General features: G+C 72.6%; 19 protein-coding genes. 3 read left to right on the top strand and 16 right to left on the bottom strand.

What is annotated here, in order from left to right; genetic code table 11:
- Nucleotides 1–17: 17 nt before the first annotated feature.
- From VF612_RS02725 to VF612_RS02690, 8 genes are all read right to left on the bottom strand, one after another.
- Nucleotides 18–911, bottom strand: a complete 894-nt coding sequence (locus VF612_RS02725; protein ID WP_408658308.1) for an FAD binding domain-containing protein — start codon at nt 909–911, stop codon at nt 18–20.
- Nucleotides 908–2,344 (bottom strand): uracil-xanthine permease family protein, encoded by a 1,437-nt coding sequence (locus VF612_RS02720; protein WP_408658307.1) that lies wholly within the window; start codon nt 2,342–2,344, stop codon nt 908–910. The genes VF612_RS02725 and VF612_RS02720 overlap by 4 nt, the downstream gene beginning before the upstream one ends.
- Before the next feature lie 315 nt (nt 2,345–2,659).
- Complete coding sequence (locus tag VF612_RS02715; protein WP_408658306.1) at nt 2,660–2,848, bottom strand: hypothetical protein; 189 nt, start codon at nt 2,846–2,848, stop codon at nt 2,660–2,662.
- A 91-nt stretch (nt 2,849–2,939) separates the two neighbouring features.
- Nucleotides 2,940–3,986: an agmatinase gene (gene speB / locus VF612_RS02710; protein ID WP_408658305.1), complete on the bottom strand. Its 1,047-nt coding sequence runs from the start codon at nt 3,984–3,986 to the stop codon at nt 2,940–2,942.
- Between the two features lie 45 nt (nt 3,987–4,031).
- Nucleotides 4,032–4,523 carry a TIGR00725 family protein gene (locus tag VF612_RS02705; RefSeq protein ID WP_408658304.1) on the bottom strand — a complete coding sequence of 164 codons (492 nt, stop codon included), beginning with the start codon at nt 4,521–4,523 and terminating at the stop codon, nt 4,032–4,034.
- A gap of 35 nt (nt 4,524–4,558) precedes the next feature.
- Nucleotides 4,559–5,047: an SRPBCC family protein gene (locus VF612_RS02700; RefSeq protein ID WP_408658303.1), complete on the bottom strand. Its 489-nt coding sequence runs from the start codon at nt 5,045–5,047 to the stop codon at nt 4,559–4,561.
- Nucleotides 5,028–5,402 carry an ArsR/SmtB family transcription factor gene (locus tag VF612_RS02695; protein WP_408658302.1) on the bottom strand — a complete coding sequence of 125 codons (375 nt, stop codon included), beginning with the start codon at nt 5,400–5,402 and terminating at the stop codon, nt 5,028–5,030. Before VF612_RS02695 ends, VF612_RS02700 begins: the two co-directional genes overlap by 20 nt.
- Nucleotides 5,403–5,549: 147 nt before the next feature.
- On the bottom strand, nt 5,550–7,190 hold the full coding sequence (locus VF612_RS02690; protein ID WP_408658301.1) for a PucR family transcriptional regulator: 1,641 nt from the start codon (nt 7,188–7,190) through the stop codon (nt 5,550–5,552).
- A gap of 135 nt (nt 7,191–7,325) precedes the next feature.
- On the opposite strand from VF612_RS02690, the gene VF612_RS02685 reads away from it, so the two are divergent.
- Together VF612_RS02685 and VF612_RS02680 are read left to right on the top strand one after the other, a co-directional pair.
- On the top strand, nt 7,326–8,783 hold the full coding sequence (locus VF612_RS02685) for an FdrA family protein (protein WP_408658300.1): 1,458 nt from the start codon (nt 7,326–7,328) through the stop codon (nt 8,781–8,783).
- Nucleotides 8,784–8,845: 62 nt separating this feature from the next.
- Entirely contained in the window at nt 8,846–10,243 is a 1,398-nt protein-coding gene (locus tag VF612_RS02680; RefSeq protein ID WP_408658299.1) for a DUF1116 domain-containing protein, read from the top strand.
- On the opposite strand, the gene VF612_RS02675 is transcribed toward VF612_RS02680, so the two are convergent.
- From VF612_RS02675 to rpe, 6 genes are all read right to left on the bottom strand, one after another.
- On the bottom strand, nt 10,231–10,833 hold the full coding sequence (locus tag VF612_RS02675; RefSeq protein ID WP_408658298.1) for a nucleotidyltransferase family protein: 603 nt from the start codon (nt 10,831–10,833) through the stop codon (nt 10,231–10,233). The genes VF612_RS02680 and VF612_RS02675 overlap by 13 nt on opposite strands.
- 4 nt (nt 10,834–10,837) lie before the next feature.
- Nucleotides 10,838–11,320 (bottom strand): 6,7-dimethyl-8-ribityllumazine synthase, encoded by a 483-nt coding sequence (gene ribH / locus VF612_RS02670; RefSeq protein WP_408658297.1) that lies wholly within the window; start codon nt 11,318–11,320, stop codon nt 10,838–10,840.
- A 91-nt stretch (nt 11,321–11,411) separates the two neighbouring features.
- Nucleotides 11,412–12,674 carry a bifunctional 3,4-dihydroxy-2-butanone-4-phosphate synthase/GTP cyclohydrolase II gene (locus tag VF612_RS02665; RefSeq protein WP_408658296.1) on the bottom strand — a complete coding sequence of 421 codons (1,263 nt, stop codon included), beginning with the start codon at nt 12,672–12,674 and terminating at the stop codon, nt 11,412–11,414.
- A gap of 1 nt (nt 12,675) precedes the next feature.
- Complete coding sequence (locus VF612_RS02660; RefSeq protein WP_408658295.1) at nt 12,676–13,320, bottom strand: riboflavin synthase; 645 nt, start codon at nt 13,318–13,320, stop codon at nt 12,676–12,678.
- Nucleotides 13,321–13,322: 2 nt separating this feature from the next.
- The gene (gene ribD, locus VF612_RS02655) at nt 13,323–14,396 is read right to left on the bottom strand and encodes a bifunctional diaminohydroxyphosphoribosylaminopyrimidine deaminase/5-amino-6-(5-phosphoribosylamino)uracil reductase RibD (RefSeq protein WP_408658294.1); all 1,074 of its coding nucleotides are present in this window, start codon (nt 14,394–14,396) and stop codon (nt 13,323–13,325) included.
- Nucleotides 14,393–15,073, bottom strand: a complete 681-nt coding sequence (rpe, locus tag VF612_RS02650; protein ID WP_408658325.1) for a ribulose-phosphate 3-epimerase — start codon at nt 15,071–15,073, stop codon at nt 14,393–14,395. The genes ribD and rpe overlap by 4 nt, the downstream gene beginning before the upstream one ends.
- A gap of 172 nt (nt 15,074–15,245) precedes the next feature.
- On the opposite strand from rpe, the gene VF612_RS02645 reads away from it, so the two are divergent.
- Nucleotides 15,246–16,181 (top strand): DUF1206 domain-containing protein, encoded by a 936-nt coding sequence (locus VF612_RS02645; RefSeq protein ID WP_408658293.1) that lies wholly within the window; start codon nt 15,246–15,248, stop codon nt 16,179–16,181.
- Nucleotides 16,182–16,273: 92 nt separating this feature from the next.
- On the opposite strand, the gene VF612_RS02640 is transcribed toward VF612_RS02645, so the two are convergent.
- Entirely contained in the window at nt 16,274–17,833 is a 1,560-nt protein-coding gene (locus VF612_RS02640) for an RsmB/NOP family class I SAM-dependent RNA methyltransferase (RefSeq protein WP_408658292.1), read from the bottom strand.
- On the bottom strand, nt 17,826–18,753 hold a 928-nt coding region (gene fmt / locus VF612_RS02635), incomplete at its 5' end, for a methionyl-tRNA formyltransferase (protein WP_408658291.1). The genes fmt and VF612_RS02640, both read right to left, overlap by 8 nt.

The following is an 18,753-nucleotide window of genomic DNA, read 5'->3' as shown; positions in this document are numbered from 1 at the left end:
GTCCTGTCCGGGCTGGCTCACGCGGCCACCCCGGCAGCCCTGGCGACTTCGTCGGCGGCCCGGCGGGCGGCGGTGGCCAGCGCCCGTCCGGTCAGGACCCCGGCCAGCTGCCGGCGGTAGTCGGCGCTGGCATGGATGTCGGGCTCCGGGTCCACGCTCTGGCGGGCCAGCGCGGCCGCCGCCGACAGGTCAGCATCGAACGGGCGGCCGCCGATCGCCTCGGTCAGGTCCACCACCAGCGGGGTCGATGAGACGGACAGGTAGCCGGCCCGGGCGGCGCTGATCCGCAGGTCGGCATCGAGTTGCACGAGGACCGCCACCCCGCAGACCGCGTAGTCCCCGTGCCGTCGCGACACCTCGACGAACGCGGCGCCGGCGCGGGCGGGCAGCGCCGGAAAGGCCGCCTCGATCGCCAGCTCGCCGGGCTGGACGGCTGATTCCAGCGGGCCGGTGAAGAACTCGCCGGCCGGCACGGTGCGCTGCCCGGCGGCCGAGGCGACGGTCACCGAGCCACCCAGCAGGCAGAGCACCGCGGGAAGCTCGGCCGCCGGGTCGGCGTGCACCAGGCTGCCGACCGAGGTGCCGCGATTGCGGATGGTCGGATGGGCGATCACCGCCAGCGCCTCGGCCAGCAGCGGTTGGTGTTCCCTGGCCCCGGAGTCGCGCAACACCGCGGTGTGCCGGGCCAAGGCTCCGACCCGGACGGCGTCCGGGCCGGAGCGTATGTAGGCCAGCTCTGCCAGCCGGTTGATGTCCACCAACCGGGCCGGTGCGATCAACCGCATCGACAGCAACGGCAGCAGGCTCTGACCGCCAGCAAGGACCTTAGCGTCCGGACCGTACTCGGCCAGCAGTCCCGACGCCTCGTCGAGGGACTCCGGACGGCTGTAGTCGAACGCTGGCGGTTTCACCGGGGCCTGAAACCTCCTTCATGACCTGCGGTCGGGGTGTCGGTGATCGGAGCGGTGTTCTCCACGGGAGCGCTGCCGACCCTTGGTGCCAGGATATGCACCAGGTGGTAGCCGATGAGGATGATCAGCGTGCCCGCCGCGATTCCGGTGATGGAGAAGGTGTCGCTGAACTTGATATTCAGGTTGCCGATGCCGGCGATGAGGCCGGCGGCCAGCGGGACGAGATTGATCGGGTTTCCGAAATCGACCCGGTTCTCGACCCAGATCTTGGCGCCGAGCAGGCCGATCATGCCGTAGAGCACCAGCGTGATGCCGCCGAGCACCCCGCCCGGGGTGGCTGCCACCACCGCCCCGAACTTGGGGCAGAACCCGAACAGGATCGCCACTACCGCGGCGATGTAGTAGGCCAGCGTCGAGTAGATCCGGGTCGCCGCCATCACCCCGATGTTCTCGGCATAGGTGGTGGTCGGCGAGCCGCCGACGAACGAGGCGACCGCGGTGCCCACGCCGTCGCCGATGAAGGCCCGGCCGAGGTAGGGGTCCAGGTCGTCGCCGGTCATCTCCGAGACCGCCTTGACGTGCCCGGCGTTCTCGGCGAGCAGCGCGATCACCGACGGGATCACGAGCAGGATGAAGGTGATGCTGAAGGCGGGCAGGTGCGGGCCGGTCAGCTCGCCGAAGGTCGGGCTGGTGATGTCCTGGGGCAGGCCGATCCAGTCGGCGCTGCGCACCCCACTCCAGTCGATCCGGTGGCCGGTGCCGGTGCAGGCGGTGGTGATCTGGTCCGTGCACTTGGGCACGTCGTTGATCCGGTCAGCGATCCAGCTGATCAGGTAACCGAAGATCAGCGCCAGGAAGATCGCGATCCGGCTGAGGAAGCCGCGGACCAGCACAGTGATGATCAGCACGAAGAGGGCTGTCAGCAGGCCGATCCACTGCTGGGCAGGGAAGTAGATGCTGGTGGCGACAGTGGCCAGGTTGAAGCCGATCAGCATCACCACCGCGCCGGTGACCGCCGGCGGCAGCACCGCCCGGACATAGCGGCTGCCGCCGAAGTGCACCAGCACACCGACCGCCGCCAGGATCACCCCGGCGATCAGGATCGCCCCGGTGACGTCGGCCGAATCGCCGCCCTGCGCGCGGATCGCGGCGACCGCGGCCACGAACGAGGCGGAGGTGCCCAGGTAGGACGGCACCCGGCCCTTGACGATCAGCAGGAACAGGATGGTGGCGACCCCGGACATCATCACGGCCAGGTTCGGGTTCAGCCCCATGATCGCGGGGAACACGAAGGTGGCGCCGAACATGGCCACCACGTGCTGCGCGCCCAGGCCGCCCATCCGCAGCCAGGACAACCGCTCGCCCGGACGGACCACCGCGCCCGGTGGTGGGGTCTTGCCGTTGTAGACCTGTTTCCATCCGAACGCAGACATGGCGGCCTCCAGGCGATTCGTTGGCCGCACGGTAATGACCGGGCGGCACCCGCTACACGGTGAAGTGTTGACGAAAGATCCACTGGGGGGCTGTGACACGCCGCAGCGTGGAGTGCCGCGCGCTCGGCGGCGAGGACATCGCGGAGCTACTCGGCTAAACCGGCCGGACGCTGGTTGGTGGCCCGATGGCGCCGTCCAGCCGGAACCAGCCAGCCCTTGTCAGCGGCGCACGGTGGCTGCTCAGCCGGGAACCGGCCGGCGCCCTGATCGAGGGCGCCGGTTCACGGTTTGGGCTGGCGTGCGATAGCCCAGGGTCTAGACGGTGCTGCGGGTCGGCCTCTCGGCGCCAGCCTGACCGGACTGGCCCTGCTGCCCGTGCTGGCTGGAGGCCTTGCGCACCGGATAGTCGTGTTTGAACTGCGGATGATCATTGGCGCAGTGGTCGTCGAGTTCGGTCTTCCAGGTGAACCGCAGCTCGCACTTGGGACATTGATGGACGGTCATGACGACTCCTCCCGGCAGGCGCGCTGTCACTCTGGCCGCGTGCCGTGCCGTGCGTCCAACGGTAGGCCCGCGCTTCGAGGAAAGCCATGCCTTACCGCAGGTCCGTCTCCCCTGCTAGGGGCGACAGCGCGAGCACCGACAGCAGCTCGTAGCCGACGTGCGCGGCGGCGATCCCGGTGATCTCGGCGTGGTCATAGGCCGGTGACACCTCGACGATGTCGGCGGACACGATGTTGGCGCCCATCAGCCCGCGCAGCACCGCCAGCAGCTCGCGCGAGCTCATCCCACCCGCTTCGGGGGTTCCGGTGCCGGGCGCATGCGCCGGGTCCAGGACGTCGATGTCGATCGAGACGTAGACCGGCCGATCGCCGAGCCGGGCCCGCATCCGCTCGATGACCCCGGCCACGCCGAGGGTCTCCAGCTCCACGCAATGAATCGTGGCGAATCCCAGGTCGAAGGAGTCGGTCAGGTCGGCGGGGTCGTACAGCGGGCCGCGGATGCCGATGTGCAGGCAGTGCTCGCGGTCCAGCAGGCCCTCCTCCGACGCCCGGCGGAACGGCGTGCCGTGGGTGTAGGGCTCGCCGAAGTAGGTGTCCCAGGTGTCGAGATGCGCATCGAAGTGCAGCACCGCGATCTCGCCGTGCAGCGCGTGCATCGCCCGCAGCACCGGCAGCGCGATGGTGTGGTCACCGCCCAGCACCAGCAGCTTGCCGCTTGCTGACAGCTCGCGGGCCCCGGCCTCGATCTGGCCGATGGCCTGCTGGATGTCGAACGGGTTGACCGCCAGGTCACCGGCGTCGACCACCTGCTGGACGCCGAACGGCGACACCTCCAGCGCCGGGTTGTACGGGCGCAGCAGCCGCGAGCTCTGCCGGATGTGCGCGGGGCCGAACCGCGCCCCCGGCCGGTAGCTCACCCCGCTGTCGAACGGCACCCCGAGGACGGCGACGTCGAAACGCGGCACGTCCTCGATGCGGGGCAGCCGGGCGAAGGTGGGGAACCCGGCGTACCGGGGAATGACCCTGCCGTCCAGCGGACCAACCGTGGCAGCGTCGTCGTGTTCGGCCGTGGCAGCGTCGCCCGGGCCTACCGTGAGGGCACCGTCCGGACCGACCGTGGCAGCGTCGTCAGTAGCCATGGCTCCATACTGCCCCGGCGCGGCGCCACGGGGCCGAGCGACCGCTCAGCTGGCCGGTTCCACGGCCGGCCGGAAGCAGCCGCCACCGTCCGGGCCGAGCACCAGGGCCACCGCCTCGGCAGCCGTCCGGGCCACCTGCAACCCGGGGACCGGCTCACCGGCGGAGTCCAGCACCGACCAGCCGCCCAGCACCGCCAGCGGTCGTTGCCGCTTGAGCGCATAGCCGATCTCGATGAGCGTCCCGGGGTTGCAGCCGACCGCGATCACCGCGTCGGCGCTGGTCACCAGCGCCCCGTCCCGGGCCTCGCCCAGCCCGGTGGGCAGCGCAAAGTCCAGGAACGGGTTGCCGGCCGCGCGGTCGACCCCGGGCAGCAACCCGATCGAGCGTCCGGACGCCTCGCGGCCGCCGCGGGCCGCGGCCTCCATCACCCCGCCGAGCCCGCCGCACAGCAGGACCGCCTGTCGCCGGGCAAGCTCGGCGCCTACCTCATAGGCAAGCTGGCACAGCTCGGGTGCGGCCACACCAGGCCCGATCACCGCGACGTAGCGATCACCGCCGATCGAGTTCCCGTTCAGCGCAGCGACACCGCCACTCGCTCGAGCAGGGACAGCGCGTCCTGCATGCCGGCTTCCATCCCGGAATTGAGGTGCCCGTCGCGGGACTCCTTGCTGTCGTGCTCGACCAGGACCGTGAGCGTGGTGCGCCCGTCGTGCTCGGTCAGGGTGAGCGTGTTCAGCGCTTCGTGCTCGGGCATCTCCTCGTAGACCTCGGTCGAGACCAGCCGCTCGTCCGGCACGATTTCGCGGTACTCGCCGCTGAAGGCGAACTCGAACCCGTCGTGGGTCACCGTCACATAGCGCCAGCGACCGCCGACCCGAAGATCGACCTCGACGGCGGTGACATCGCCCCGCTCCGCGCCCCACCAACGCTTGATCAGCTCCGGCGTCGTCCAGGCCCGGTACACCAGGTGCTTGGGCGCGTCGAACTCGCGGGTGATCAGGATCTGGGTGTCGGTCGGCAACGTCACCACTGCGGCGCCGCTACTCGTTCCTGCTGTCATGTCCCTGCTCCGTTCCTGTGGGTTCCTGAAGCTCCTTGAGTTCCTGCAACACGGCATCGAGGCGGTCCAGACGCTGCGTCCACAACCGCTCGTAGTTCTTGACCCAGTCCGAGATGGGCCTGAGCGCCTCGGCGTTGAGCCGGTACAGCCGCTCGCGGCCCTGCTCACGCACCTCGACCAGGCCCACCTCCCGCAGCACCCGCAGGTGCTTGGACACCAGCGGCTGCGGCAGTCCCAGCAGCGCGACCAGGTCGTTGACGCCCCGCTCGCCAGTGGCGAGGACGTCCAGGATCTGCCGCCGGCGGGCTTCGGCCACCGCGTTGAACGCGTCTGCCGTGGTCGCCATCCGTGCCATGGCTCAATCATATTCCTATATGGGAATGTGTCAAGGGACAGCGCCACGCGGTGGGCATCGTTGGCCGCTGAGCAGGGCGACCCGCCGTGACAGCGACTGCCCCGCGGCCAACGATGGGAGCGGCGGGGCGGGCGGCCGGACCTGAATTCAGATGCCGCGCATCTGGACGACCTGCAGGGCCAGCGCCACGTCCAGCCGCAGGTTCGGATCGGTGGTGAAGGGCCCCACGATCCGTTCCAGCTTGCTGATCCGGTAGCGCAGCGTGTTGTAGTGAAAGTGCAGCAGCCGGGCGGTCTCGGCGACGTTGAGGTTGGTGTCCAGCAGCGTCTGCAGGGTGGTCCGCAGGTCAGCCGCCTCGGCGGCATCGGTGGCCAGGTCACCGAGCACCTCGGCGGCGAAGGACTTGAGCTCGGCGGTGTCGGGCACCAGCGACAGCAGCCGGTGCACGCCCAGGGAGTCGAAGTGCGACACGCTGCCGTGCCCGCGCACCCGCCGGCCGACCGACACCGCCTTGCGGGCCTGCGCGTAGCCGGTCGCGATCTGGGACGGCTCGAGCACCCGCCGCGACACCCCGGCGCTGAAGGACTGCCGGCCGCCGCCGCGGTCGCCGGACACCGCCGCGACCAGCTCGGCCACCATCCGCCCCTGGTCACCGGAGCGCACCGGCAGCAGCGCCACCACCTCATGGCTGAAGCCGACCACCGGGGCGGCCTTGTCGCGGGCCCGCAGCACCTGCTGCCAGGCCGAGACGAACCGCTCGTGCTGGGACCGGTGCACCACCGACGGCCCGGCAGGCGGCACCCCGGGCTTGCTGGGCTCGCTCGCGTCCAGCTCGGCGACCAGCACCACCATCGGACGGTCGATGTCCCAGCCCAGCGAGCGGCAGTGCTGCACGACCGTGTCGTCCACCGGGACCTGGCCGGTCAGCACGTCCCGCAAGTAGTCGCCGCGGAACTTGCCCTCGACGGCAGCGACCGCCAGCTCCTTGGTGATGGTCAGCGCCGCCACGATCGCGACCCGCTCCAGGGCCTGCACGGTTCCCGGCGGCAGCGCGGCATCCTGCCGGCAGGCCACGATCCGGCCGTGGTCCACACCGCCGGCGACGATCGCGGTCATCGCCGCCTCGCCGTGCTCGTCGGGCGCCGGCTGCACCCCGATCCGCAGCCGCTCGATCAGCACCCGGCCGCTGCTGTCGACCAGCCCCGCCGCCACGTGGTGGCCACCCCGGTCCTCCTCGGCCAGCACCCGGCCGTCCGGCGTGGTGATCAGCAACGCGCAGTCCAGCAGCCGGGACACCTCGCCGGCGATCTGGGGCAGGCCGCCACCTCCGAGCACGATCGTCGAGATCGCCTCGTGCAGCGCGTCCGCCTGCGCCAGCACCCGGTTCTGCCGGTCCAGCAGCGCCGCGAACCCGTCGGCGAGCACCTCGTCGAAGGCCACCCCGTCGGCCAGCCGCAGCAGCGGGAAGCCCAGCTCGTCGGCCAGCTCCACCACCTCCGCCGGCAGCTCGTCGCCTCCCCCCGTCACCGCGATGCCCGACAGCTGCCGGGCGTCGAAGTCCCGGATGAGCTGGCCCAGCTGCTTGCCGTAGGCGGACTCGGCGGCCCGGGTCAGCGTCAGGGCGGTGCTGAGCAGCAGCTCGTTCGGCTTCACCCACGGCAGGATGTCCGGCACTTCCAGAACGTTCAGCCCGCAGACCGGCCGTCCCAGGCCGGAGGCGCCCGCCAGCACGGTCGCATCGGCCAGCCGGGGCAGCGTCAGCAACTCGGCAACGGTGAGGCCGTCCACAGCGGCTGCTGGCAGATTGCGTAGGTTGTGAGCCTGATCGTTGGCAACAGTAACCATCGGCAGAAGGTAGCTCACTGATTACGTTCCAGCCAGGGCCGCTGGCTAGTTCGCACCGATACGGCTGGAGGGCCGCGGATGAGTTCTGAACAGGTGCTGCTGCGCCGAGGGATCTACGCCGACTCGGTGACCCTGCTGCAGGTCAGCCGCCAGGTCGGCCAGGCCGCCGGGGTGCAGGACGCGCTGGTCGGCATGGCCACCGAGCTCAACCTCGAGATGCTGGCGGGGATGGGCTTCCAGCCGCCGGGCAGCGAGTCGGCCAACGACCTCTTCATCGCCGTCCGCGCCCAGGACTCCCAGGCCGTGGCCGCCGCCGCCGAGCTGGCCGAGCGGCTGCTCAGCGCACCGCACCGGACGGCTGGCGGCGCCGCTGCCGAGCAGCCGCCGCGCACCATCGGCTCGGCCGCCCGCGCCGGCGGGGGGCTGGCGCTGATCTCGGTGCCGGGCCAGCACGCCTTCACCGAGGCGATGGACGCCCTCGAAGCCGGCTGCGACGTGCTGGTGTTCTCCGACAACGTCAGCGTCGCCGACGAGATCCGGCTCAAGGACGCCGCCGCGAGCCGGGGTCTGCTGGTGATGGGCCCGGACTGCGGCACCGCGGTGGTGGGCGGGCTGGGCCTGGGCTTCTCGCACACCGTGGACCCCGGGCCGGTCGGGATGGTCGCGGCGTCGGGCACCGGCGCGCAGCAACTGCTCTGCCTGCTGGACGCGGCCGGGGTCGGCGTCAGCGCCGCGCTCGGGGTCGGCGGGCGGGACCTGTCCGAGGAGGTCGCCGGGCGCTCGACGCTGGCAGCGCTGCAGATCCTGGACGCCGACCCCGGCACCGAGGTGATCCTGGTGGTGTCCAAGCCGCCGGCGGCGCCGGTGGCCGGGCGTGTCCGGGAGGCAGCCGCGGGCCTGGGCACCCCCGTCCGGTTCGCGCTGCTCGGCCCCGGCCAGCCGGACCTGACCCAGGCGGCGGAGTCGGTGCTGGCCGAGCTGGGGACGCCCGCGCCGGACTGGCCGTCCTGGATCAGCCCGGCCGAGCCCCGGCCCGGAGCCCTGCGCGGGCTGTTCTGCGGCGGCACGCTGTGCGACGAGGCGATGCTGATCGCCAGCGCCGAACTCGGCCAGATCCACTCGAACATCCCGTTGCGGCCGGAGTGGGCGCTGGATGCCGGCCTGCGCTGGCCCGGCCACCTGATGATCGACTTCGGCGACGACGCGCTCACCCAGGGCCGGGCGCACCCGATGATCGACCCGTCGCTGCGCAACCAGCGGCTGGCCGAGCTGCTGGCCGACCCGGACACCGCCGTGGTGCTGCTGGACGTGCTGCTCGGGCATGGCAGCCACCCCGACCCGGTCGCCGAGCTGCTGCCGGTGCTGGACGGCTCGCCCGTCCCGGTGGTGGTGAGCCTGATCGGGGCGCGTCGGGACCCCCAGCAGCTGGACGCCTCGGCGCGGCGACTGCACGAGGCCGGCGCCTCGGTGTTCAGCTCGAACGCCGCCGCCACCCGGCACGCCCTCAGCCTGATCGCCACCGGAGGCCGCTCATGAGTGAGGATCGAGCGAGGAACGAGCGAGGCCCGGAGCGAAATGCCAGCGAAGAGCAGGGTGCCATGAGCACCGATCGCTTCACCGGCCCGGCGCCACGGCTCGTCACCGCCGGGGTGGGCCTGTTCGCCGAAGCGGCGGCGGCACAGGGCGCAGCGGTCAGCGAGGTGGACTGGCGGCCGCCGATGCCCGGCACGGTCGCCCACCTCGCACGGGTGATGGCCGACCCGCGCCGCCAGCAGGCCAACGCCGAGGCGCTGAGCCGGATCGTCGGGACCGAGGCCTACCTGGTGGACGTGCTGCCGGCCGGCCAGACGCTCGGCCTGGCGGACCGGGACTTCCTGCACGCCGGCCCGCCGATCGACTGGCCGCGCGCGTCCGGCCCGCTGCGCGGCGCGCTGATGGGCGCCGCCGCGCTGGAAGGGGTGGTCTCCGAGCCCGAGCAGGCCGAGCAGCTGTTCGCCTCCGGCGCCGGGTACTCCCTGGACCCGTGCCACCACCACTCGGCGGTCGGGCCGATGGCCGGTGTGGTGTCGGCCTCGATGTGGGTGTTCGTGGTGGAGAACCCGGCGACCGGCCGGCGAACCTACTGCACCCTGAACGAGGGGCTGGGCAAGGTGCTGCGCTACGGGGCCTACTCCGAGGAGGTGCTGACCCGGCTGCGCTGGATGTCGCGGGTGCTGGCGCCGCTGCTGCAGACCGCGGTGCGCCGGCACGGCCCGATCGACCTCAAGGCGATCCTGGCGCAGATGCTGCAGATGGGCGACGAGGCGCACAACCGCAACCGGGCCGGCACCCTGATGCTGCTGCGCGAGCTGCTGCCCGAGCTGATCGACTCCGGCGCCCCGTCCTCCGACGTCGCCGAGGCCGTCCGGTTCGTGGCCGGCAATGACCACTTCTTCCTCAACCTCGCGATGCCGGCCTGCAAGCTGACCCTGGACGCCGCCCGCGACATCCCCGGCTCCACGGTGGTGGTGGCGATGGCGCGCAACGGAACGGACTTCGGCATCCAGGTCGCCGGCACCGGGGACGAGTGGTTCACCGGGCCCGCCCAGCTCGCCGACGGGTTGTTCCTGGGCAACTTCACACTCGAAGACGCCAACCCCGACATCGGCGACTCGGCGATCACCGAGACCGCGGGCCTCGGCGGCTTCTCGATGGCGGCCGCTCCGGCGATCGTCCGGTTCGTCGGCGGCGAGGTGGCCGACGCGCTGGCGGCGTCCCGGCGGATGTATGAGATCACCGTCGGCGAGCATCCGATGTACTCGATCCCGGTGCTGGACTTCCGCGGGTCCCCGACCGGGATCGACGTCACCAAGGTGGTGCGCACCGAGATCCTGCCCCAGATCAACACCGGCATGGCCGGCCGGCTGGCCGGTGTCGGGCAGGTCGGCGCCGGGCTGGTCACCCCACCGGCGGAGATCTTCCCGAAGGCGCTGGCGGCGCTGGCTCAGCGGGCCTGATCCGGCGGCTGGTGGGCGGCCAGCGCCCGGCTGAGGTCCTCGGCGGTGTCGATGTCGCTGATCGGATCGGGGTAATCGACGAAGCTGGTGTCTTCCACGCGGCGGGCGAAGAACTCCCGGCCGCCCTGGTCCCCCTCGGCGGCCGCCGCGAGCTCGGGGTACCAGCGGCGGCTCACCAGCACCGGATGGGAGCGCTGGCCGGCCCGGCGGACCGCGACGATCTGCGCCCCTGCCCGGTGCCGCTCGATCACCGCCGCCACCTCGGCGGGCCGGACGTCGATCAGGTCCACCAGCAGCACCACGCAGGCATGGGAGCGCGGATCGGCTGCCAGCTCGGCCAGCGCGCACCGCAGCGACGAGCCCATCCCCCGGTCCGGCTCGGGGTTGACCGCCGTGCGGGCGTCCTCGGCAGCGGCCTGCCCCGGCCGCAGCACCGCCAGCACCTCGTCGCAGCCACCGGCGCGCAGCGTCCCGACGGCCCGGTCGACCAGCCGCTGGCCGCCGATATCCAGATCAGCCTTGGGACGGCCCAGCCGGCGTCCGGCGCCGGCGGCGAGCACGATGCCGGTGACCGCCGCCGCTGTGGTCACCGGGTCAGCGGCGGGGGTAGCCGGCCAGCGCGACCGCGGTGGCCAGCGCCGCCTGCGCCGCCTCGTAGCCCTTGTCCTCCTTGGACCCCGGCAGCCCGGCCCGGTCCAGCGCCTGCTCGTCGTTGTCACAGGTGAGCACCCCGAACCCGATGGGGATGCCGGTGCTGACCGATACCTGGGTCAGGCCGTCGGTCGCGGCGCTGCAGACGTACTCGAAGTGCGGCGTGCCGCCCCGGATCACCACGCCCAGGGCAACCATGGCGTCCACGTGGGAGTTCGCGACCCGGCGGGCGGCGACCGGCAGCTCGTAGGTGCCGGCCACCCGGATGACCGTGACGTCGCTGACGCCAGAATCGGCCAGCGCGCGCTGGGTGCCGGCCAGCAGGCCGTCCATCACCGTGGCGTGCCAGCGCGCGGCGAGGATGACCACCTTCAGCCCGGCCGCCTCTTCCACCGCGCCGGTCTCGGGCGCCCCGTGCCCGCTCATGTCACCTCGCTCATGTAATCGGCGCTCTTCGCGCGAGCGCTCATCGCAGGCACTCGCTCCGGGCCTCGCTCGTCCCTCGCTCGATCCTCGCTCATGGGTTGATCTTGAGTTCGTTGAATTCGGTGATCGCCGCGGTCAGCGAAGCGTCCTCCAGGTCGAGCTCGTGGCCCATCCGGTCCTTCTTGGTCTGCAGGTAGCGCAGGTTCTCGGGGTTGAGGTGGGTGGGCAGGCGCACCGTGCCGAGTACCGAGAGGCCGTAGCCCTCCAGGCCGGCCCGCTTGGCCGGGTTGTTGGTCAGCAGCCGCATGGTCCGCACTCCCAGATCGGCCAGGATCTGCGCGCCGGTGCCGTAGTCGCGGGCGTCGGCGGGCAGGCCCAGCTCCAGGTTGGCGTCCAGGGTGTCACGGCCGGAGTCCTGCAGCTGGTAGGCCTGCAGCTTGTGGAACAGCCCGATCCCGCGGCCCTCGTGACCGCGCATGTAGAGCACCACTCCCCTGCCCTCGCGGGCCACCGCGGCCAGCGCGGCGTCCAGCTGAGGGCCGCAGTCGCAGCGCAGCGAGCCGAAGATGTCGCCGGTCAGGCACTCCGAGTGCACCCGCACCAGGACGTCCTTGCCGTCGCCGATCTCGCCGAAGACGAAGGCGACGTGCTCGCGGTCGTCGTAGGAGGCGGCGTAGCCGTACGCGGTGAACTCGCCGTAGCGCAACGGCACCCGGGCGCTGGCCTTGAGCTCGACCAGCTTCTCGAACCGGCGCCGGTAGGCGATCAGGTCGGCGATCGAGATCATCACCAGGCCGTGCTCGTCGGCGAAGGCCCGCAGCTCCTCCGACCGCGCCATCCCGGACGGGTCCTTCTCGCTGACGATCTCGCACAGCACGCCGGCCGGCCGCAACCCGGCCAGCAGGGCCAGGTCGACGGCTGCCTCGGTGTGGCCGGGACGCCGCAGCACGCCGCCCTCCTTGGCGCGCAACGGCACGATGTGGCCGGGACGGGCGAGGTCGGCCGACGTGGTGGCCGGATCGGCCAGCAGCTTGATCGTGTGGCAGCGGTCCAGCGCGGAGATGCCGGTGCTCACCCCCTCGCGGGCGTCCACGGTGACGGTGTAGGCGGTTCCCCGCTTGTCCTGGTTGGTCCGCACCATCGGCGGCAGGTCGAGCCGATCGGCGTCGGCGTCGGTGATCGGGACGCAGATGTAGCCGGAGGTGTAGCGCACCATGAACGCCATCAGCTCGGGGGTCGCGAGCTCGGCGGCGAAGATCAGGTCACCCTCGTTCTCCCGGTCTTCGTCGTCCACCACCACTACCGGCCGACCGGCCGCGATCTCGGCGACCGCCTTGTGGATCGGGTCCAACATGTCAGGTGCCGCCGTTCGTAGTCGTGGGTCTCCCGTAGGTGAGCAAGCGTTCGGTGTATTTGGCCAGTACGTCTACTTCAAGGTTGACATCATCCCCGATCCGGCGGTCGGGAAGGGCGGTTGCGCGCAGAGTCTCCGGAATCAGCCCCACCTCGAACCAGTCGGTCCCGTCCGGCCCGGCGCCCACCGCTGCCACGGTCAGCGACACCCCGTCCACCGCGATCGAGCCCTTCTCGGCGATGTAGCGGGCCAGCCCCGCCGGGACCGAGAAGCGGAAGGTCTCCCAGGCCTCGCCGGGGGTGCGGGCCAGCACCGTCCCGGTGCCGTCGACGTGGCCCTGCACGATGTGGCCGTCCAGCCGGCTGTCCACCCGGGCCGCGCGTTCGAGGTTCACCCTGCTGCCGGCGGTCAGGCCGCCGATCACGCTGCGCTGCAGGGTCTCGGCCATCACGTCGAATTCCAGCTCGAGGGCGCCTTCGGCCGGCTGCTGCCCGACCACGGTCAGGCACACCCCGTTGACGGCGATCGAAGCGCCGTGCGAGACGTCGCTGCCCACGGTGGCGGCGCGGACGCGCAGCACGGCGGAACTGCTCGCTGACCTGAGCTGGATGACCTCGCCGACCTCTTCGATGATGCCGGTGAACATCGCTATTCCTTTCGCGGCACGGTTTCGACCGCATTCGACCAGACCGGACGCCCGGTGATCTTGAGATCACCGGCCAGCCGCTGGACGTCCTGTACCTCGAGTGAGACGGCTTGGGACATGGTCCTTATTCCTGCATCTTCCAGCACGGCAGGCCCAGCGCCCAGAAGTTTCGGGGCGATATACGCCACCACCTGATCGATCAGCCGGGCCTCCAGGAAGGCGCCGGCCAGCGTCGGGCCGCCCTCCAGCAGGACGTGGCGGACCCCTCGGTCGTACAGCGCCTTCAACGCGAACCGGGGCACCGCCGTGTCGAGCACCACCGTCTCGGCGGCGCCGTCGAATATCCGGGCGTCCGGCGGCACCCGGTGCCGGCGGTCCATCACCGCGCGCAACGGCTGCCGGTCGGCCAGCTCGTCCTCGTCCGCGCCCCGCACCCCGCGGACGGTCAGCTGCGGATCGTCCATCAGAACCGTGCCGCTGCCCACCACGATCGCGTCGACCACGTCCCGCAGGGCGTGCACGTCGGCCCGCGACACCGGATTGCTGACCCACCGGGACGTGCCGTCCGCGGCCGCGCCGCGACCGTCCAGGGTGCCGGCGAACTTCCAGGTCACGTACGGCCGGGCCTGGGTGACCGCGTGCCGCCAGGGCCCGAGCACGCCGCGCAGCACCGCGGCCTCCTCGATGCCGGCCAGCACCTGCAGCCCGGCCTCGCGCAACCGCTGGGCGCCGCCGGCAGCCACCGGGTTGGGATCGCCCACGGCATAGACGACCCGGGCGATGCCGGCCTCGATCACCGCCTCGGTGCAGGGCCCGGTGCGGCCGAGGTGGTTGCAGGGCTCCAGCGTGACGACCAGGGTGCCGCCGGTGGCCCGCGAACCGGCCGCCTGCAGCGCCATCACCTCGGCATGCTCCTTGCCGGCCGGTTGGGTGGCGCCCTCGCCGGCGATCCGCCCGGCCGGGTCGAGCACCACCGCGCCGACCGCCGGGTTCGGGCTCGTCCGGCCGGCCACCCGGGCGGCGAGCTCTGCCGCCAGCCGGATCGCGGCGACCTCGGCGTCGCTCGGCTGGCTCATAACCGGCCGGCCGCGGAGGCGCAGCGGGCCATGCCAGCCCGGGCCTGCTCGCGCAGCAGCTGCACCGCGCGGGCCGGGTCGTCAGCCCCGTAGACCGCTGAGCCCGCGACGAAGACGTCCACGCCGGCTTCGGCCGCCTGCTCGATGGTGTCGGCGCCGATGCCGCCGTCGATCTCGATGAACAGCCGCAGATGCCCCGAATTGACGTGCTCGCGAGCGGTGCGGACCTTGCTCAGCACATCGGGCAGAAACTTCTGGCCGCCGAAGCCGGGCTCGACCGACATGATCAGCAGGGTGTCGAACTCCTTCAGCACGTCCAGGTAGGGCTCGATCGGCGTGCCCGGCTTGACCGACAGCCCGGCCAGCGCGCCGGCCGACCGGATCGCCCGGGCGGTGCCCACCACGTCGTGAGCGGCCTCGGCGTGGAAGGTCACGTTCGCCGAGCCCGCCTCGGCGTACCCGGGCGCCCACCGGTCTGGATCCTCGATCATCAGGTGGCAGTCCAGCGGCAGGTCGGTCGCCCGGAGCAGGCTCCTGACCACCGGCAGGCCGAGCGTCAGGTTGGGGACGAAGTGGTTGTCCATGACGTCGACGTGCAGCCAGTCCGCCTGGGCCACTGCCTCGGCCGCCGCTCCCAGGTTGGCGAAGTCGGCGGACAGGATGCTGGGCGCGATCATCGGTTCCGGAGCTGAAGCAGGCACGTGCAAAGTCTAGGTGCCGCCCGTGGAACCGACTCGACACACCATGCCCTGTCCCTTGCCACGCGGCCGTGCACCGGGTGTTCGCTGCGGCAGCAAGACGCTGTTGCACAAGTTAGTCGAAGGCGCTGGCGGTACGTACGCTGGGTCCATGACCATCCGCGCCGGCGTTCCCGGCGCGACGCCGGACCAGGTCGCCGGCGGAGCCACCGGTCTGGTTCCGGACGGGGCCGACCTCCGGGTCACCGGTGGGGCACGGGCGCTGCACCGCGCCGCTCGGATCGGTTACCTTGCTCGCGGCCTGTTCTACGCGCTGCTGGCCTCCCTGGTGGCGCGGATCGCGATGCTGCGTGGCGTGGCCGCCGACCAGGCCCGCCAGTCCGCGCTGGACGGCACGGGCAGCCGGGCTGTCTCGGGCGGCCGGCAGGCCAACGCCGAGGGCGCGCTGTCGCTGATCTCCCAGAGCCTGGTCGGTGAGCTGCTGATCGCCTGCGCCGCCGCCGGGTTCCTGCTGCTGGCCGCCGTCCGGCTCTTCGCGGCCTGGCGGGACCGGCGGCCGGGTGCGGTCCGGCGACTCTCCGTCGCCGGCCAGGGACTCAGCTACGTCGCCGTCGGGCTGCTCCCGATCAGCTACCTGCTGGGCAACCGCCGGGCCGGGTCGGAGTCCCAGCAGCACGCCACCACCGCGCAGCTGCTCGACATTCCCGGTGGCACCGTGCTCGTCATCGCGGCCGGTGTGCTGGTGCTCGCGGTCTGCGGCTGGCAGCTGCGCGGCGTCGCGCGGCAGGACTTCACCGAAGGCCTGGTGGAGGACGCGCCCGCGCCGCTGGCCCGGTTGGCGCGGCTGTCCGGCAGCGTCGGCATCGCCGCCCGGGCCGTGGTGTTCGTGCCGCTGGGCATCTTCCTGATCGTGGCCGGGGTCAGCTACGACTCCCGGCGGGCCCGCGGGCTCGACGGCGTGCTGCTGTTGCTGGCCGGCCATCCCTGGGGAGTGGCGGTGCTGTGCCTCATCGCGCTCGGGTTGCTGGTCTTCGCGCTGTACTCGCTGATCGAGGCCCGCTACCGGGACGTCGCCCGCGGCGTCTAGCGGCGAGGCTCAGACGCGGGATGCAGGCCGGATCAGCCGGGTTGAGCCGTCAGGCGGGTTGCGTTAGGCGTGCGATATCAGGCAGCGCCGCGTCAGACGGTGCGGCGCAGCGCGGCGAAGAACATGGCGTCGGTGCCATGCCGGTGCGGCCACAGCTGCACCATGGGCGAGGCATCGACGCCCGGCACCTGCGCGAACGCCGGCCGGGCGTCGACCAGCTCGACGCCGGAGCCGGCCAGCAGCCGCTCGATCTGCTGCCGGGTCTCCTGCAGGTGCGGCGAGCAGGTGGCGTAACCGACCAGCCCGCCCGGCCGGACCAGCCGCAGCGCCGCCGCCAAGAGCTCCGCCTGCAGCGTGATCAGCTCCGGCAGGTCCGCCGGGCTTCGCCGCCAGCGCGCCTCGGGCCGCCTGCGGAGCGCGCCGAGCCCGGTGCACGGGGCGTCCAGCAACACCCGGTCATAGCCGCGCTCGTCGGGCTGCCGGGTCCGGGAGTCGCCCACCACGATCTCGACGTCCCAGCCCTCGGTCGCCCGGGCGATCAGCTCCGCGCGGTGCGGGTGCAGCTCGGAGGCGGTGAGCCGGGCGCCGCGGCCGGCAGCCAGCGCGGCCAGCAGCGCGGCCTTGCCGCCGGGCCCGGCGCACAGGTCCAGCCACCGCTCGTCCGGCCCGGTCAACGGCAGGCCGGCCAGCGCGAGCGCGCACAGCTGGCTGCCCTCGTCCTGCACGCCGGCCCGGTGCTGCTGGACGGCGGCCAGCGCGCCGGGCTCGCCGCCGGAGCTGAGCCGCACCGCGTACGGCGAGTACGGCCCCGGCTCGCCACCGGATTCGGCAGCCAGCTCGGCCTGGGTGATCCGGCCGGGCCAGCCGATCAGGTGGGTCTCCGGACGCCGGTCGTCGGCGGCCAGCGCGGCCGCCAGCTCCGACTCAACAGGCTCAGGAAGGTCACCTGGTCCAGAAAGCTCAGCAGGCTCAGGAAGCCCGGCAGGTCCCGAACGCTCCGCGTCCAGGGCCTCGGCGAAGGCCGCCACGATCCAGCCCGGATGGCTGTAGCGGATCGCCAGCCTGCCCAGCGGGGAGGCGTCCCTGGCGATCTCGTCGCACCAGCCGTCGAAATCCCGGGCGCTGACCTTGCGCAGCACCGCGTTGACGAACCCCGCCGCCCGGGAGTTGCCGGTGGCCCGGGCCAGGTCCACGGTGGTGGCTACCGCGGCGTGGGTGGGGATCCGGGTGCGCAGCAACTGGTACGCGCCCAGCCGCAGCAGGTTCAGCACCGGCGTCTGGATGTCGGCGAGATCCCGGCTGGCGCACCGGCGCAGCACCTCGTCCAGGGTGCCGGAGGCCCGCAGCGTGCCGTAGCCCAGCTCGGTGGCCAGCGCGGCGTCCCGGCCGGTCAGGCCCGCCTCGCTCAGCTGCCGGGGCAGCACCAGGTTGGCGTAGGCGTCCTGCTCGCTGACCGCCTGCAGCACCGCGTAGGCAGCGGCCCGGGGGGCATCGACGGGGCCAGGCGCGCCGGCGCCATCAGCCTGTTCCGGTGGCTGCCGGACCGGCCCGCGGCGGCCGGGCTGGGATCGGCTGCCCTGCCGCCGCTCGGGCTGCGCACGGCCGGGCTGGGATCGGCTGCCCTGCCGCCGGTCCTCTCCGAACTCAGCCAAGGCGCTCACCGGAGCCCAGTCGCAGGCCGCGGGCCCAGTCGGCGGCCGGCATCGGGTTCTTGCCGGCAGGTTGCACCGTGCCCAGCCGCAGCGCGGTGGTGGCGGTGCCGGCCAGCACCGTGCTCTTGCCGATCAGCAGCTCCCCGGGGGCGAGCGGCTGCTCCGGCTGGGCCAGCGCCGCCGGCCCCAGCTTCAGCCGGCCGTCCCGGAACGAGGTCCAGGCGCCGGGGTCCGGCGTGCAGGCGCGGATCCGGCGCTCCACCGCCAGGGCGGGCTGGTCGAAGTCGATCCGGGCGTCGGCGACGGTGAGCTTCGGCGCGTAGGAGACCCCGTCGGACGGTTGCGGCTGCGGCCGGAGCGAGCCGTCGGCGATGCCGTCCAGGGTCGCCACCAGCAGCGGGGCGCCGGCCTCGGCCAGCCGTGCCAGCAGCGAGCCGCTGGTGTCGCCGGGGCGGACCCGTTCGGTCAGCACCCCGAACACCGGGCCGTCGTCCAGGCCGGGCCCGATCAGGAACGTCGAGGCGCCGGTGGTGTCGTCCCCGTGCAGGACGGCGTGCTGCACCGGCGCCGCGCCCCGCCAGGCCGGCAGCAGCGAGAAGTGCAGGTTGACCCAGCCGCGCTTGGGCATGCTCAGCACCGGCTCGCGCAGCAGCGCGCCGTAGGCCACCACCGGCGCGCAGTCGACGTCCAGCTCGGCCAGCCGCCGCACGAAGTCGTCGTCGGTGGGCCGGGGCGGGCTGAGCACCTCGATCCCGGCCTGCTGGGCGAGCTCGGCCACCGGGGACGGGGCCAGCCGGCGACCGCGGCCGGCCGGGGCCTGCGGGCGGGTCAGCACCGCCACCACCTCATGCGCGGGGTGATCCAGCAGCGCGCGCAGCGACGGCACGGCCACCGCGGGAGTTCCGGCGAACAGCAATCTC

It is taken from the genome of Jatrophihabitans sp. (assembly GCF_036388195.1).
In the GTDB taxonomy this organism is placed as follows: domain Bacteria; phylum Actinomycetota; class Actinomycetes; order Mycobacteriales; family Jatrophihabitantaceae; genus Jatrophihabitans_A.
The sequence above is the reverse complement of the archived record's forward strand: the minus strand, read 5'-3'. Positions and strand labels throughout refer to the sequence as shown.